Origin of the sequence: Citrobacter sp. Cpo100, assembly GCF_030332595.1 — a bacterium.
Lineage (GTDB): Bacteria > Pseudomonadota > Gammaproteobacteria > Enterobacterales > Enterobacteriaceae > Citrobacter > Citrobacter portucalensis.
This window is the reverse complement of the sequence record NZ_JAOWHM010000029.1, coordinates 92,940-108,802: the sequence shown is the minus strand read 5'-3', so window position 1 is coordinate 108,802 and position 15,863 is coordinate 92,940. Positions and strand designations below refer to the sequence as shown.

Genomic DNA, 15,863 nt, shown 5'->3' with positions numbered 1-15,863 from the left:
GCGATCAAGATTATACCAGGTCCAATTTACGTCATCTCTGGAAGCTAATAATTTCAATATGTTAAGTTCAGTATCGTTTACCATGATGGTGCATCCGGGTGATAAAGGTCATTACCAGTTATTCTATAATCTTCGAGTGTTGATGTATGCGTGTTATTCCATAGATCATAAGCCTCTTGGTTATCGCTTGGCCTGCCAGTTTCCCAACCTAAATTGCAATAACGTTGATACTCTCGACATTCATGAGTGTAGTAGTTTAAATCCACTTGTTCTGGTAACAATTCACCGTTCGCTATCTTTTTTAAACGGCTTACCATAAATTCATTACCAGGATCTGGATCGAAGCGAGATATGTGTTTTTCTACAATTGCAATTCCTTCATGGGTAATATTTACGCCTTCAGTTGTAAGATGTTCAACAGGGCCTCCCGCTTTATCTGGATCAAATGGCCTTAATGTATAAGTTCCTTTCGCTCCAAACTGCTCCAGTTCTTCTAATTCAGGAAATTTCATCCTTCCCATAGTTAAGCCTGCAGCTACTGAAGCACCAAGAATCAGCAATCCTTTGTTATCCATAACCTGCTCGTAACCCGCAGGAGCATCGCCCCCCAACTTTTCTGCCGTTTCCCTGAAGCCGTCGATATTCCCGTTGTAGATCCCTCCGGCGGCAAGCAGTCTGCCAACACCTTTGCTGTTTAACGTTTTGAGGCCGTTGTCTGCGGGGGTTTTTGGGCGGGGGATAAACAGGCGGTTGTAGTTCTCGGGCAACGCCAGGTAGCTGAACTCAGTGTTGGCAATAAGATGTTTACAGAGGATATATTCATAGTTGATGGCTATTGTTTCTGTGTCTAAATTATTCTCGCTGAATTGATGTTGAATGGATGATAGAAATGCTCCCCGCAGTTGAATATAATAATACTTCTCCCATCTACCGAACCTATTGATGCGGTAGAAATAAAACTCCATATACAACTGCTCGTTGTTATTAATAGCATTAACAAATAATGGGGTGCTTTTATCTATCAGTTTGCAAAATTGCAGTCCGTGAAAATGTGAACCTCTACCAGTACTGGTTATACTATTAGAGAGCGAAAAGGTAAAAATTTCGTCTTCGTGCCGCTATTTGCCAGCGGTTACCCACGGATGCAATGGTTCCACATCCGTCAGAAATAGCGCCCTGCTGTTGCCCAGAAACCATCAGATAGACGATATCACTCATGACATCCTTATCCTTTTATTACTTGTTGTCGTAAAAATGGTAATTCTTTCTTTGTTTTAATTACGCTTTCTGATGGCGTTCGTATATAGCAGAAATAAAACGTTTCACTTTAAGTGAATTTTATTGAGGGGAATCTGAATATAAATAATGTATGAGATAAGAATTTATACATTCAATAATTTGGAGTTATTAATGGAGGGTTTGCTGATGTTAATTGACCCGTATCAATGGCCTACAGCGTTCTGAACGATGTAGGCCTGACCGGTAGGTTATGGTGCATATCGCTGCAGTGATTCGGACCAGCGGAATATTTGGCTGCTTTTATCCTGTAGGCTAACGCGCTCTAAGTCATAAAATCCGTGCGTCTTTGCCGAGCGCATTTTGAGAATGTACTTACTTTCGCTGATGTCGTGCTGCCTTGTGCCGTCTTTATTCCAGTCTCCAGCAATGTCCGAATAGTAATAAACAAGGTCAGAAAACACGTTGATTATCTTGCTGTCTTTGATGGTGTAGAGTTCCAGCACTTCATAAAATGCGCCGCCGCCGGAATACGCATCAGAGTATCCACCCCGCACCCCGAATGCCAGGGTATCGGGTGCTATCCGGTACGGTGCCAGATCCAGCTTTGTATAATAAGCCAGCGGTCTGACGGACTCATCATCGCTCTCTTTTTCAGCGGCTTTATTCCACTCTGAGAGCTGGTTTAACGGTTTTTCCGAGCGTGCAATCGGCGTTAGCTGTGGATTCTGCCAGGAAAAAACGCCGAGATATAATTTATTAGCGCGCCCGTTGCTGTAGTTTTCCGGGCAGGTGTTATCCGCGTATTTTTTTGCTTGCTCGGCGTCAGCCTTATTATCGGCAAAACAAGCAATGCCAATATATTTACCGTCTTTTCCCCAAGATTTAGCACCGGTCAGGATCAGGTTGTCAGGATCTTCATTCGGTGCAACCCAGGCAATCCACTGCTTTTCAGATAAGCCCTGAGGAAGCTCACCAAATCCTTTCGCAGGGGTTGCTCCTGCCATTTGCTCAGCAAAAATCTGTTTACCTTCAGGATGTTGGATGGCACTGGCTACGGAATCGAGATTTTGTACGGTAGTGGCAAAAGCAGGGGAGAGCGAGGCCAGCAAAACCAGGGGAAGAAACTTTTTCACTATTGCGTCCTTTCAATAAGCAGGGCGATAAGGCTCGCCCTTAAATTTATTTCACGCGCGCCATAAAGTAGGCATCAACATACTCACCGTTGCGCAGGCCGTATTTCTTACCGGTGCCTTCGATTTCAAAGCCGTACTTCTTATAGACTGCTACAGCAGGCTCATTATCAACAAATACTGTCAGCTCAATGCGCTCGACGCGCAGCCAGTTGTCGCACATGTCGATCATCGTACGAATCAGCGCGCTGGCAACGCCACGATTGTGCCACCTGCCATCCACGCAGATACCAAAATCGGCCACGTGGCTGCGGCGCGGGCGCTGCGCGACCTCAATACAGAGATGCCCCACGACGATATCATCAATGCAGGCAACCAGCTGTTTGACACCGGCTTGCTCGGTTAGCCGCGCTTGCCACATTTCGAGAGAAGGATGAGGAACCTGTAGCGTGTTGTGGTACACCTCCGGCTGGGCGTGGATCTGACGAATTGCGTCGTAATCTTTCGGTTCAGCGTGGCGTATCACTATCTCACTCATTCCTTATCTCCTGCAGGGTTAATTGTGCATTTACACTCGCTGAGAAAGAAAAATCCGTCAACTGCATTTTTTTGCAAAAAGAAGTAGACAAGTGCGAATGAGAATGATTATTATTGCTCTGCGTTCAGGGGAACCCCTACGGAGAACCTGAAAGCACGACATTGCTCACATTGCTTCCAGTATTACTTTAGCCAGCTTTTGCTGGCTTTTTTTTTGGCTGGGTTTCGGGCTAGTTTGCTTGCCAGCTTAATCCCGGGCTGTGCTCGCAATCCTCACGTACTCTGTGTACGCTCCGGTTGCTGCGCGCAGGCCGTGAATAATCTGCCTACGCCACTTACGCCCGATCTTTTAGCTGTATAATGCGGTAGGCCGGATAAGGCAACGCCGCATCCGGCACGATGACAGGATGGATTCAGTCTCCAGCCGCTTTGCGCTATGGTGTAGACAATCACCTTCAAAAGGATCGTCTCATGACCTTACACTGCGCATTTATTGGTTTTGGTAAAAGCACCACCCGCTACCATTTGCCGTACGTCCTCAACCGCAAAAATAGCTGGCACGTCGCGCACATTTTCCGCCGCAACGCCAGGCCGGAAGAGCAGGCGCCGCAGTATTCGCATATTCACTTCACCAGCGACCTCGACGAGATCTTAAACGATCCGCAGGTGAAACTGGTGATCGTCTGTACCCATGCTGACAGCCATTTTGAATATGCTAAACGCGCGCTGGAAGCGGGTAAAAATGTGCTGGTTGAGAAACCCTTCACGCCGACGCTTGCGCAAGCAAAAGAGCTGTTCGAACTGGCGCGAAGCAAAGGACTGACCGTTACGCCGTATCAGAATCGCCGTTTTGACTCCTGCTTCCTCACCGCGAAAAAAGCCATTGAGAGCGGCAAGCTCGGCAAGATTGTTGAGGTTGAAAGCCATTTCGATTACTACCGTCCTGAAGCAGAAACCAAGCCGGGACTGCCGCAGGACGGCGCGTTTTATGGTCTGGGCGTACACACCATGGATCAGATTATCTCGCTGTTCGGACGTCCCGATCATGTGGCCTATGACATCCGCATCCTGCGCAACAAAGCGAACCCGGACGATACCTTTGAAGCGCAGCTGTTTTACGGCGACCTGAAAGCCATTGTTAAAACCAGTCATCTGGTGAAAATCGACTATCCGAAGTTTATCGTCCATGGCACCAAAGGCTCGTTTGTGAAGTACGGCATCGACCAGCAGGAAACCAGCCTGAAGGCCAATATCATGCCGGGTGAGCCAGGTTTCGCTGCTGATGATTCCATTGGGATGCTAGAGTACGTCAACGATGACGGCATCACGGTAAAAGAAGAGGTAAAGCCGGAAGTGGGGGATTACGGTCGCGTGTATGACGCGCTGTACCAGACGCTGACCACCGGTACGCCTAATTACGTCAAGGAATCTGAAGTTCTTACCAACCTGGAGATCCTCGAACGCGCCTTTGAACAGGCACCGCCTGCCACGATAACCCTCGCCAAATAGCCTGCACAGACTCCTCTGGGCTTGTTCATATTTTTTGAACAGAGGAGTCAATTTTCACCCTCTATGATCCCAGACGGATTGAGTCCACACTTACTCCATCGAAAACATCTGGGGGTGAACACAATGATCTACTTACGCAAAGCTAACGACCGTGGCCACGCTAATCATGGCTGGCTTGATTCATGGCATACCTTCTCTTTTGCCAACTACTATGACCCGAACTTTATGGGGTTCTCGGCACTGCGCGTGATTAACGATGACGTGATCGATGCAGGTCAGGGATTTGGTACTCACCCCCATAAAGACATGGAAATCCTGACCTACGTGCTGGAAGGCGCGGTGGAGCATCAGGACAGCATGGGCAACAAAGAGCAGGTTCCGGCCGGTGAGTTTCAGATTATGAGCGCCGGGACGGGGATCCGTCACTCGGAGTACAACCCGAGCAATACTGAGAAGCTGCATCTGTATCAGATCTGGATCATGCCGCAGGAGAACGGTATTACTCCGCGCTATGAACAGCGTCGTTTCGATGCCGCTCAGGGTAAACAACTGGTGCTGTCGCCGGATGCCCGTGATGGTTCACTGAAAGTGTACCAGGATATGGAGCTGTACCGTTGGGCGCTGGTCAAAGATGAGCAGTCGGTGCATCAGATTGCCGCGGAACGCCGCGTTTGGATCCAGGTGGTAAAAGGCAACGTGACGATTAACGGCACCAAAGCGACCACCAGCGACGGTCTGGCAATCTGGGATGAACAGGCAATTTCTATTCATGCCGACAGCGACAGTGAAGTGTTGCTGTTTGACCTGCCGCCAGTATAAAAATACACGTCATCCTTCAAGCCGCATCTGTGTTGGCTTTATTACTCGGCCCATCCATAGGCCTCGCCCCTTCGGGGCCGCTGTATGCAGCGTTCAAATCTGCTCCCGGCAGATTTGTCGCTCACCCCGGTCGCGTACTTAATGTACGCTCCCGGGGATTCACTGCGTCGCCGCCTTGATGCAACTCGAATGATTTTGTGTATTTATCACAATAAAAACTCCTTTATTTCTCTGCAAAGGTTCACGCACGTCCGTGGTAAACTGGGAAAATCTATCCCTTTTTAACGCTTCAGGACGATGAAAAAGAAAAGACCCGTACTTCAGGATGTAGCCGACCGCGTGGGCGTGACCAAAATGACGGTCAGTCGCTTTTTGCGTAACCCGGAGCAGGTCTCCGTGGCGCTGCGGGGCAAAATTGCCGCTGCACTTGATGAGCTGGGTTATATTCCCAATCGCGCTCCTGATATCCTTTCTAACGCTACCAGCCGCGCTATCGGCGTGCTGTTACCGTCTCTCACTAACCAGGTTTTTGCTGAAGTGCTACGCGGCATTGAGGCCGTCACCGACGCCCATGGTTATCAAACGATGCTCGCGCACTACGGCTATAAGCCTGAGATGGAACAAGAGCGCCTGGAATCGATGCTGTCGTGGAATATCGATGGCCTGATCCTCACCGAACGTAGCCATACGCCCCGTACGCTGAAAATGATTGAAGTTGCCGGTATCCCGGTGGTTGAGCTGATGGACAGCCAGTCTCCGTGTCTGGATATCGCCGTCGGTTTCGACAACTTCGAAGCCGCGCGTCAGATGACTGCCGCTATTATCGCCCGCGGGCACCGTCATGTAGCCTATCTTGGCGCTCGTCTTGATGAACGTACTATCATCAAACAGAGAGGCTACGAGCAGGCAATGCGCGATGCCAACCTGGTGCCGTACAGCGTGATGGTGGAACAGTCTTCTTCCTACTCCTCCGGTATTGAACTCATCCGTCAGGCGCGGCGCGAATACCCGCAGCTCGACGGCGTTTTCTGTACCAACGATGACCTGGCGGTAGGGGCGGCTTTCGAATGCCAGCGTTTAGGGCTGAAAATCCCGGATGACATGGCGATTGCCGGATTCCACGGTCACGACATCGGGCAGGTGATGGAGCCGCGTCTGGCGAGTGTGCTCACGCCACGTGAACGGATGGGCAGCATTGGCGCAGAACGCCTGCTGGCGCGCATTCGTGGTGAAGCAGTCACGCCTAAAATGTTAGATTTAGGTTTCACCTTGTCACCGGGCGGATCTATTTAAGCCAACAAGTTTGAAGTAGCTCACACTTATACACTTCGAGCACGAATGGATATTGCTTCTCTATTTATCCGGCTGGACAATGTTACCGATAACAGTTACCCGTAACAATTTCCTGATTCTTGTACCAGTGGGGGCAACGCTTTGAGCACGACTAATCATGATCACCACGTTTACGTTCTGATGGGCGTATCGGGCAGCGGTAAATCTGCTGTCGCCAGCGAAGTGGCGCATCAACTGCAGGCCGCGTTTCTTGATGGCGATTTTCTCCATCCGCGCAGCAACATCATGAAAATGGCTTCCGGTGAGCCACTCAATGATGACGACCGTAAACCGTGGCTACAGGCGCTGAATGACGCCGCTTTTGCGATGCAGCGTACCAACAAGGTTTCGCTGATCGTCTGTTCTGCCTTGAAAAAAGTCTACCGCGACCAGTTGCGCGACGGTAACCCGAACCTCTCTTTCATTTATCTGAAAGGGGATTTTGACGTTATCGAAAGCCGTCTGAAGGCGCGTAAAGGCCACTTCTTCAAAACGCAGATGCTGGTTACCCAGTTTGAAGCGCTGGAAGAACCGGGTGCGAATGAAAACGATGTACTGGTGGTCGATATCGATCAACCACTGGACGGTGTGGTCGCCAGCACCATTGAGGTTATTAACCAAGGCAGTAAGTAGTGAGCACATTAACGCTTGTTTTAACAGCAGTAGGGTCCGTTTTATTACTGCTGTTTTTAGTGATGAAGGCGCGTATGCACGCCTTCGTTGCTTTGATGGTGGTATCCATTGGTGCAGGTCTCTTTTCCGGTATGCCGCTCGATAAAATCGCGGCGACCATGGAAAAAGGGATGGGAGGCACGCTCGGTTTCCTGGCGATTGTGGTGGCGCTGGGGGCGATGTTCGGCAAGATTTTGCATGAGACCGGCGCGGTCGATCAGATTGCCGTCAAAATGCTGAAATCCTTCGGTCACAGCCGCGCACATTACGCGATTGGCCTGGCCGGTCTGATTTGCGCGCTGCCGCTGTTCTTTGAGGTGGCGATTGTGCTGCTGATTAGCGTAGCGTTCTCAATGGCGCGCCATACCGGTACTAACCTGGTTAAGTTGGTCATTCCGCTGTTTGCGGGCGTGGCGGCTGCCGCAGCGTTCCTGCTGCCGGGGCCTGCGCCGATGCTGCTGGCCTCTCAGATGCACGCCGACTTTGGCTGGATGATCCTGATTGGCCTGTGCGCCGCGATCCCGGGCATGATTATCGCCGGGCCGCTGTGGGGTAACTTCATCAGCCGTTACGTTGAGCTGCACGTACCGGAAGACATTACCGAGCCGCATCTGGGCGAAGGCAAAATGCCCTCCTTTGGCTTCAGCTTATCGCTTATCCTGCTGCCGCTGGTGCTGGTTGGTCTGAAAACCATCGCCGCACGCTTTGTTCCGGTCGGTTCTTCAACCTACGAATGGTTCGAGTTTATCGGTCATCCGTTTACAGCGATTCTGGTTGCCTGTCTGGTGGCGATTTACGGTCTGGCGGTGCGCCAGGGCATGCCAAAAGACCGCGTGATGGAAATCTGCGGCCATGCGCTGCAGCCAGCGGGGATTATTCTGCTGGTGATTGGTGCGGGCGGCGTGTTCAAACAGGTACTGGTAGATTCCGGCGTTGGCCCTGCACTGGGCGAAGCGTTAACCGGTATGGGCTTGCCGATCGCTATCACCTGCTTCGTGCTGGCGGCGGCGGTGCGTATCATTCAGGGGTCCGCGACAGTGGCCTGCTTAACGGCGGTCGGTCTGGTGATGCCAGTGATTGAGCAACTGAACTACTCCGGTGCCCAGATGGCGGCGCTGTCTATCTGTATCGCGGGCGGCTCTATCGTGGTCAGCCACGTTAACGACGCTGGTTTCTGGTTGTTCGGTAAATTTACCGGTGCGACCGAAGCGCAAACGCTGAAGACCTGGACGATGATGGAAACCATCCTCGGTACGGTCGGCGCGATTGTCGGTATGATTGCCTTCCAGCTGTTGAGCTGATGGCATTGCCCGGTGGCGCTAGCGCTTACCGGGCCTGGAAACGAGCACATATCGACACCGTAGGCCGGGTAAGGCAAAGCCGCCACCCGGCTTTTTTACAGCACCATCACACCATCCTCGGTTTTCAACCAACGCGGCGCTTTTAACGTATCGGCGAAATAGCCTACCAAATCCTGCAGTAAATCGCCCGCCACGCGTTCCATCTCGTCAGACAGCGTTTTGCTCATCAGTAAATGCGTCAAAAGCTGGCAGTAACGCCCCATCTGATCTGGTTCGGGTTCAAAGAGGGGAGAGCGGGTCGGTAAGGTTTCTACCGTCAGGCTGGCCTGTAGATGCTGCGGTACAGGTTCCGTTAAGGTTGGTTGTAGTAGTGCCAGACAGGCCGACAGGCGCGCACAAATCGCCAGTTTTTCAACAGGGTCATGACATTCAACAAGCCCTTCGACAAAACGCTCACAGTTATCTGCCAGCTCGGTGAAATCCGTTGCATGGCTAACGGGCAGGGTAAATAAAGAGTGTGAAAAGAGAGGGGTAGTAGCCATAGGGCAGCCTCCAATGAGTGAAATTTACCACCACCGAAGGGACCAACCTTTTGGTGGCGGGCTGAACGGAGTTGGTCCTACCGGCCTCATTGGATACCGGTGCGTCTCGTGACGCCACCGTCCAGCCCACCATTGAGGTGTAGCTGGTCGCACGACAAAAGTGAATTTTATCGCGAATGAGGTAATCAGGGGACCAATCCTGGCACCTGATTTTGCAAGTGCAGCGAGAAGATAATGCTAATCCGCGATGCTGACAAGAGCGTATTCCGGAAGGCGCTTCGCAGAAATGAAAATACGCTTTTTCAGAGACTTAAATGATTGAGGTGTTTCTCACAAACACATTCACGGCGCTGATTGCCCGGTGGCGCTAGCGCTTACCGGGCCTACACACGAGCATATATCAACACCGTAGGCCGGGTAAGGCGAAGCCGCCACCCGGCGTAAAGTGAGTGCGTTACCCCTTCATCCACATCCGCACGCCATCGAGGAACATCTGGGTTGCCATCATCACCAGAATTAGCCCCATCAGGCGCTCCAGCGCGTTAACCCCTTTCTCTCCCAGCAGGCGTAAAAACAGCGAAGACTGCAGCAAAATCACGAATGTACCGCCCCAGGCGATCAGCAGCGCAATCACCAGATGCCCCATCTGATTTGGGTACTGATGCGATAACAGCATTAATGAGGCCAGGATTGTCGGCCCGGCTACCAGCGGAATCGCCAGCGGTACGATAAATGGCTCTTCACCAGCCGGAAGCCCGGTGCTATTCCCGGTGGCGCTGGGGAAAATCATCTTAATGGCGATCAGGAACAGAATGATGCCCCCGGAGATCGATACGGTTTCCGCACGCAGGTTAAGAAATGCCAGAATTTTCTCGCCCGCAAACAGGAATATCAGCATCACCAACAGCGCAATAAACAGCTCGCGAATCATAATCGCGCGGCGACGTTTTGGTTCGGTATGTTTCAATACGGACATGAAAATGGGCAGGTTTCCGAGCGGATCCATAATCAGGATCAATAAAACTGCCGCTGAAATGATTTCATTCATAACTCAAATTCCCTGATAATTACCGCGGACTTTCTGCTTGCTTGCGCAGCGGGATAAGTCGCATTACTGATGGCTTCGCTATCATTGATTAATTTCACTTGCGACTTTGGCTGCTTTTTGTATGGTGAAGGATAGGCCAGTAGGATACTGGTTAGCATACACAGCACACATCTCTGCAGGAAAAAACGCTATGAAAAATGTTGGTTTTATCGGCTGGCGCGGTATGGTCGGCTCTGTTCTCATGCAACGCATGGTTGAGGAGCGTGACTTCGACGCCATTCGCCCTGTTTTCTTTTCTACTTCCCAGCTTGGGCAGGCGGCACCGACGTTCGGTGGCACCGCGACCGGCACACTTCAGGACGCTTTTGATCTGGATGCGCTGAAGGCGCTCGATATCATCGTGACCTGTCAGGGCGGCGATTATACCAACGAAATCTATCCAAAGCTTCGTGAAAGCGGTTGGCAGGGGTACTGGATTGACGCAGCCTCTTCGCTGCGTATGAAAGACGATGCCATCATTATTCTCGATCCGGTTAACCAGGATGTCATCACCGACGGCCTGAACAAAGGCATTAAGACCTTTGTCGGCGGCAACTGTACCGTTAGCCTGATGCTGATGTCCCTCGGTGGCCTGTTTGCCAATGACCTGGTTGACTGGGTTTCCGTAGCGACCTATCAGGCGGCTTCCGGCGGCGGCGCGCGCCATATGCGTGAACTGCTGTCTCAGATGGGTCATCTGTATGGCCATGTGGCCGAGGAACTGGCGACCCCTTCCTCTGCTATTCTCGACATCGAACGTAAAGTAACGACCCTGTCCCGCAGCGGCGAACTGCCGGTTGATAACTTTGGCGTACCGCTGGCCGGTAGCCTGATTCCGTGGATCGACAAACAGCTCGATAACGGTCAGAGCCGTGAAGAGTGGAAGGGACAGGCGGAAACCAACAAAATTATCAACACGTCTTCCGTGATCCCGGTTGATGGCCTGTGCGTGCGCGTCGGTGCGCTGCGCTGCCACAGCCAGGCGTTCACCATTAAACTGAAAAAAGATGTGTCTATTCCGACCGTGGAAGAACTGCTGGCGGCGCACAATCCGTGGGCCAAAGTTGTACCAAACGATCGGGATATCACCATGCGTGAGTTAACCCCGGCGGCCGTTACCGGCACGCTGACCACGCCAGTAGGCCGTCTGCGTAAGCTGAACATGGGACCGGAGTTCCTGTCAGCCTTTACTGTGGGCGACCAGTTGCTGTGGGGGGCTGCGGAGCCATTGCGCCGTATGCTGCGCCAATTGGCGTAATAGTTTGTTAACGATCAAGGGGTGAGGAATCACCCCTTTTTTTGCGTAATACAGGAGTAAGCGCAGATGTTTCATTTTTTACCAGGAGTAAGATAAAGCATTGGCTATTCTTTAAGGGTGACTTAGTACCGGAGGTATTAAGTTGTTGCCTGAAGGTGGGACGACGCAGAGAGGATGCACAATTGTGCTGCGCCGTTCAGGTCAAAAAAAGTGTCACTACCTGATGTCGAAAATCAGTTGGAAGGGGTGACGCCATAAAACAGGATGACAACCATGTCCGTTCGTATCGATAGAGACGTGATTAATGCGCTAATTGCAGGCCATTTTGCGGATCCTTTTTCCGTACTCGGTATGCACCAAACTGATGCTGGACTTGAAGTCCGCGCCCTATTACCTGACGCCACCGAAGTGTGGGTAATCGAACCCAAAACCGGACGCAAAGTCGGCAAGCTGGATTGCCTCGACTCTCGCGGTTTTTTCTGTGCAGTACTTCCCCGCCGTAAAAATTTCTTTCGCTATCAGTTGGCCGTTGTCTGGCATGGACAGCAGAATCTGATTGATGACCCTTATCGTTTTGGCCCGCTGATCCAGGATATGGATGCCTGGCTGTTATCTGAAGGTACGCATCTGCGACCTTACGAAACGCTGGGTGCGCATGCGGATACCGTGGATGGCGTAACCGGTACGCGCTTCTCAGTCTGGGCGCCTAACGCTCAACGCGTGTCAGTGGTTGGGCAGTTCAACTACTGGGATGGCCGTCGCCACCCAATGCGCCTGCGCAAAGAAAGCGGTATCTGGGAGCTGTTTATCCCCGGCGCGCAGCATGGTCAGCTGTATAAATACGAGATGATCGATGCCAACGGTAAGCTGCGAATCAAAGCGGACCCTTACGCCTTCGAAGCGCAAATGCGCCCGGAAACCGCGTCGCTTATCTGCGGCCTGCCGGAAAAAGTGGTGCAAAGCGAGGCGCGCAAAAAAGCCAACCAGTTTGATGCGCCGATCTCTATCTATGAAGTGCACCTGGGTTCATGGCGTCGTCATACCGATAACAACTTCTGGCTAAGCTACCGTGAGCTGGCGGATCAACTGGTGCCTTACGCCAAGTGGATGGGCTTTACCCACCTCGAACTGTTGCCGATTAACGAGCATCCGTTCGACGGTAGCTGGGGCTACCAACCTACCGGCATATATGCGCCGACCCGTCGCTTCGGGACGCGCGATGATTTCCGCTATTTCGTGAATGCCGCGCATCAGGCGGGGCTGAACGTTATTCTCGACTGGGTGCCGGGTCATTTCCCGTCGGACGACTTTGGTTTGGCAGAGTTTGATGGCACCAACCTGTATGAGCACAGCGACCCGCGCGAAGGGTATCACCAGGACTGGAACACGCTGATCTACAACTATGGTCGCCGTGAAGTCAGCAACTACCTGGTGGGCAACGCCCTGTACTGGATTGAACGCTTTGGTATTGACGCGTTGCGCGTGGATGCCGTGGCGTCGATGATTTATCGCGACTACAGCCGCAAAGAAGGGGAATGGATCCCAAACGAATTTGGTGGTCGTGAAAACCTCGAAGCCATTGAATTTTTGCGCAATACCAACCGCATTCTTGGCGAGCAGGTGCCTGGTGCGGTGAGTATGGCGGAAGAGTCCACCGACTTTGCCGGCGTTTCAAGACCGCAGGATATGGGTGGTTTAGGGTTCTGGTATAAGTGGAACCTCGGCTGGATGCACGACACGCTGGACTACATGAAGCTGGACCCGATTCATCGTCAGTACCATCACGACAAGCTGACCTTCGGCATGCTGTACAACTACACCGAAAACTTTGTCCTGCCGCTGTCGCATGATGAAGTGGTACACGGTAAAAAATCCATTCTCGATCGCATGCCGGGAGACGCATGGCAGAAGTTTGCCAACCTGCGCGCCTACTACGGCTGGATGTGGGCCTTCCCGGGAAAAAAACTGCTGTTTATGGGCAACGAGTTTGCGCAGGGACGTGAATGGAACCATGACGCCAGCCTCGACTGGCACCTGCTGGAAGGTGGCGATAACTGGCACCACGGCGTACAGCGTCTGGTGCGCGATCTGAATCACACCTACCGTCATCACAAAGCGCTGCACGAACTCGACTTTGACGCCTATGGCTTTGAGTGGCTGGTGGTAGATGACAACGAACGTTCGGTGCTGGCTTTCGTGCGTCGTGACAAGGTCGGCAATGAAATCATCGTGGTCAGCAACTTTACGCCTGTGCCCCGCCACGGCTATCGCTTCGGTATCAATCAACCAGGCAAATGGCGTGAGATCCTCAATACCGACTCGATGCATTACCACGGTAGCAATACCGGCAACGGCGGTGCGGTGCACAGCGATGAAATCGCCAGCCATGGTCGTCAGCACTCACTGAGCCTCACGTTACCGCCGTTGGCAACGATCTGGCTGGTCAGGGAGGGGTAATGACGCAACTGGCAACCGGCAACGCCACCCCCCATGGTGCAACGTATGACGGCCATGGTGTCAATTTCACACTCTTCTCGGCCCACGCTGAACGCGTTGAATTATGCGTATTCGATGAGCAAGGGTGCGAACTTCGCTATGACCTGCCGGGGCGTAGCGGTGATGTCTGGCACGGCTATCTGGCCAACGCCCGGCCCGGTCTGCGCTATGGCTATCGTGTTCATGGCCCATGGCAACCGCAGCAGGGCCACCGGTTTAATCCGGCCAAGCTGCTGCTTGACCCTTGCGCCCGTCGGGTGGATGGCGAGTTAAAAGATAACCCGCTGCTGCACGGTGGGCTAAATGAACCGGATCATCATGATAATGCCACCATCGCGCTGAAGGGCGTGGTGGTGTCCGATCATTATGACTGGGAGGATGATACCCCGCCGCGCACGCCGTGGGGCAATACCGTGATTTACGAAGCGCATGTCAAAGGGTTGACGTATTTGCATCCTGAGCTGCCGGAAGAGATTCGCGGAACCTACAAAGCGCTGGGCCATCCAGTGATGATCGATTACTTCAAGCGCCTCGGCATTACCGCGCTGGAGCTGCTGCCGGTGGCGCATTTTGCCAGCGAACCACGGCTTCAGCGGCTGGGGCTGTCGAACTATTGGGGCTACAACCCGGTAGCGATGTTTGCACTGCATCCGGCCTATGCCTGTTCGCCGGAGAGTGCGCTTGATGAGTTTCGCGACGCGGTAAAAGCGCTGCACAAAGCGGGGATTGAGGTCATTCTCGATATCGTTTTGAACCACAGCGCCGAACTGGATCTCGAAGGCCCCGTCTTCTCGCTGCGCGGAATTGATAACCGTAGCTATTATTGGATCAGGGACGATGGTGATTACTACAACTGGACCGGTTGTGGGAACACCCTCAATCTGAGCCATCCGGGCGTTGTGGAATACGCATGTGAATGCCTGCGCTACTGGGTTGAAACCTGCCATGTGGATGGTTTTCGTTTTGATTTGGCTTCCGTCATGGGGCGTACACCTGCGTTTCGTCAGGATGCGCCACTGTTTACCGCGATCCAAAACTGTCCGCTGCTCTCACGCGTTAAGCTGATTGCGGAACCGTGGGATATTGGTGAAGGCGGGTATCAGGTGGGGAATTTCCCCCCGCCGTTTGCCGAGTGGAATGACCATTTCCGCGATGCGACCCGACGCTTCTGGCTCCAGCGTAATCTCTCGTTGGGTGAGTTTGCCGGGCGTTTTGCCGCATCAAGCGACGTGTTTAAACGCGATGGTCGCAAGCCCAGCGCGACGGTCAATCTGGTGACTGCGCACGACGGTTTTACGCTACGCGACTGTGTGTGCTTCACAAATAAGCACAATGAAGCGAATGGTGAGGAAAATCGCGACGGCACTAGCAATAACTACAGCGACAATCATGGTAAAGAAGGATTAGGCGGCACGCTGGACCTGATTGAGCGGCGGCGCGACAGCATTCATGCGCTGTTATCCACGCTGTTGCTCTCCCAGGGGACGCCGATGTTGCTGGCGGGCGATGAGCATGGTCATAGCCAGCACGGCAACAATAACGCTTACTGCCAGGATAACGCCCTGACCTGGCTGGACTGGCAGCAGGCAAACAGCGGACTAACCACATTTACCGCTGCCCTGATCCATCTTCGCCAGCAAATTCCTGCACTAACGGGTGATCGCTGGTGGGAAGAGGGCGATGGCAATGTTCGTTGGCTAAATAAGTACGCACAACCCTTAAGTGCGGATGAGTGGCAAAACGGCCCGAGGCAGATGCAAATCCTGCTTTCAGACCGTTTTCTGATTGCAATAAATGCCACGCTTGAGGTGACAGATATCGTTTTACCTGAAGGGGAATGGTGCGCCGTTCCCCCATTTGCCGGAGAGGATAATCCGGTGCTTACGGCTGTCTGGCAGGGACCTGCGCACGGACTGTGTGTGTTCCAGAGAAGATAAAAAA

12 protein-coding genes and 2 pseudogenes are annotated in these 15,863 nt (G+C 52.6%); 8 read left to right on the top strand and 6 right to left on the bottom strand.

Going from position 1 to position 15,863, the window contains the following annotated elements:
- Positions 1–77: 77 nt before the first annotated feature.
- From tssD to yhhY, 3 genes and pseudogenes are all read right to left on the bottom strand, one after another.
- A pseudogene (gene tssD / locus OGX96_RS05845) lies at positions 78–1,218 on the bottom strand (type VI secretion system tube protein TssD).
- Positions 1,219–1,487: 269 nt separating this feature from the next.
- On the bottom strand, positions 1,488–2,372 hold the full coding sequence (locus OGX96_RS05840) for a hypothetical protein (protein WP_048236954.1): 885 nt from the start codon (positions 2,370–2,372) through the stop codon (positions 1,488–1,490).
- A gap of 46 nt (positions 2,373–2,418) precedes the next feature.
- Positions 2,419–2,907, bottom strand: a complete 489-nt coding sequence (yhhY, locus tag OGX96_RS05835; protein ID WP_008786353.1) for an N-acetyltransferase — start codon at positions 2,905–2,907, stop codon at positions 2,419–2,421.
- Between the two features lie 470 nt (positions 2,908–3,377).
- Here yhhY and OGX96_RS05830 point away from each other — a divergent pair, with 470 nt between their 5' ends.
- The 5 genes from OGX96_RS05830 (at position 3,378) to gntU (ending at position 8,539) form a co-directional block, all read left to right on the top strand.
- Entirely contained in the window at positions 3,378–4,415 is a 1,038-nt protein-coding gene (locus tag OGX96_RS05830) for an oxidoreductase (protein ID WP_198802868.1), read from the top strand.
- A gap of 123 nt (positions 4,416–4,538) precedes the next feature.
- Entirely contained in the window at positions 4,539–5,234 is a 696-nt protein-coding gene (yhhW, locus tag OGX96_RS05825) for a quercetin 2,3-dioxygenase (protein ID WP_003023472.1), read from the top strand.
- Between the two features lie 297 nt (positions 5,235–5,531).
- The gene (gene gntR / locus OGX96_RS05820; protein ID WP_008786351.1) at positions 5,532–6,527 is read left to right on the top strand and encodes a gluconate operon transcriptional repressor GntR; all 996 of its coding nucleotides are present in this window, start codon (positions 5,532–5,534) and stop codon (positions 6,525–6,527) included.
- Positions 6,528–6,668: 141 nt separating this feature from the next.
- Positions 6,669–7,199 carry a gluconokinase gene (gene gntK / locus OGX96_RS05815; protein ID WP_003023475.1) on the top strand — a complete coding sequence of 177 codons (531 nt, stop codon included), beginning with the start codon at positions 6,669–6,671 and terminating at the stop codon, positions 7,197–7,199.
- The gene (gene gntU, locus OGX96_RS05810) at positions 7,199–8,539 is read left to right on the top strand and encodes a gluconate transporter (protein ID WP_003827609.1); all 1,341 of its coding nucleotides are present in this window, start codon (positions 7,199–7,201) and stop codon (positions 8,537–8,539) included. The genes gntK and gntU overlap by 1 nt, the downstream gene beginning before the upstream one ends.
- Here gntU and OGX96_RS05805 read toward each other — a convergent pair.
- From OGX96_RS05805 to yhgN, 3 genes and pseudogenes are all read right to left on the bottom strand, one after another.
- A pseudogene (locus tag OGX96_RS05805) lies at positions 8,462–8,641 on the bottom strand (MarC family protein); the annotation flags it as partial. The gene gntU and the pseudogene OGX96_RS05805 sit on opposite strands and share 78 nt — an antisense overlap.
- On the bottom strand, positions 8,635–9,081 hold the full coding sequence (locus OGX96_RS05800) for a hypothetical protein (RefSeq protein WP_198802870.1): 447 nt from the start codon (positions 9,079–9,081) through the stop codon (positions 8,635–8,637). The gene OGX96_RS05800 and the pseudogene OGX96_RS05805, both read right to left, overlap by 7 nt.
- Positions 9,082–9,535: 454 nt before the next feature.
- Positions 9,536–10,129 (bottom strand): NAAT family transporter YhgN, encoded by a 594-nt coding sequence (gene yhgN / locus OGX96_RS05795; RefSeq protein WP_003023480.1) that lies wholly within the window; start codon positions 10,127–10,129, stop codon positions 9,536–9,538.
- A 190-nt stretch (positions 10,130–10,319) separates the two neighbouring features.
- On the opposite strand from yhgN, the gene asd reads away from it, so the two are divergent.
- The 3 genes from asd (at position 10,320) to glgX (ending at position 15,859) form a co-directional block, all read left to right on the top strand.
- Positions 10,320–11,426 (top strand): aspartate-semialdehyde dehydrogenase, encoded by a 1,107-nt coding sequence (gene asd, locus OGX96_RS05790; RefSeq protein ID WP_286582406.1) that lies wholly within the window; start codon positions 10,320–10,322, stop codon positions 11,424–11,426.
- A 273-nt stretch (positions 11,427–11,699) separates the two neighbouring features.
- A complete protein-coding gene (glgB, locus tag OGX96_RS05785) occupies positions 11,700–13,883 on the top strand; it encodes a 1,4-alpha-glucan branching enzyme (RefSeq protein ID WP_286582404.1) in 2,184 nt (727 codons plus the stop codon).
- A complete protein-coding gene (gene glgX, locus OGX96_RS05780) occupies positions 13,883–15,859 on the top strand; it encodes a glycogen debranching protein GlgX (protein ID WP_153687786.1) in 1,977 nt (658 codons plus the stop codon). Before glgB ends, glgX begins: the two co-directional genes overlap by 1 nt.
- Positions 15,860–15,863: the final 4 nt, after the last annotated feature.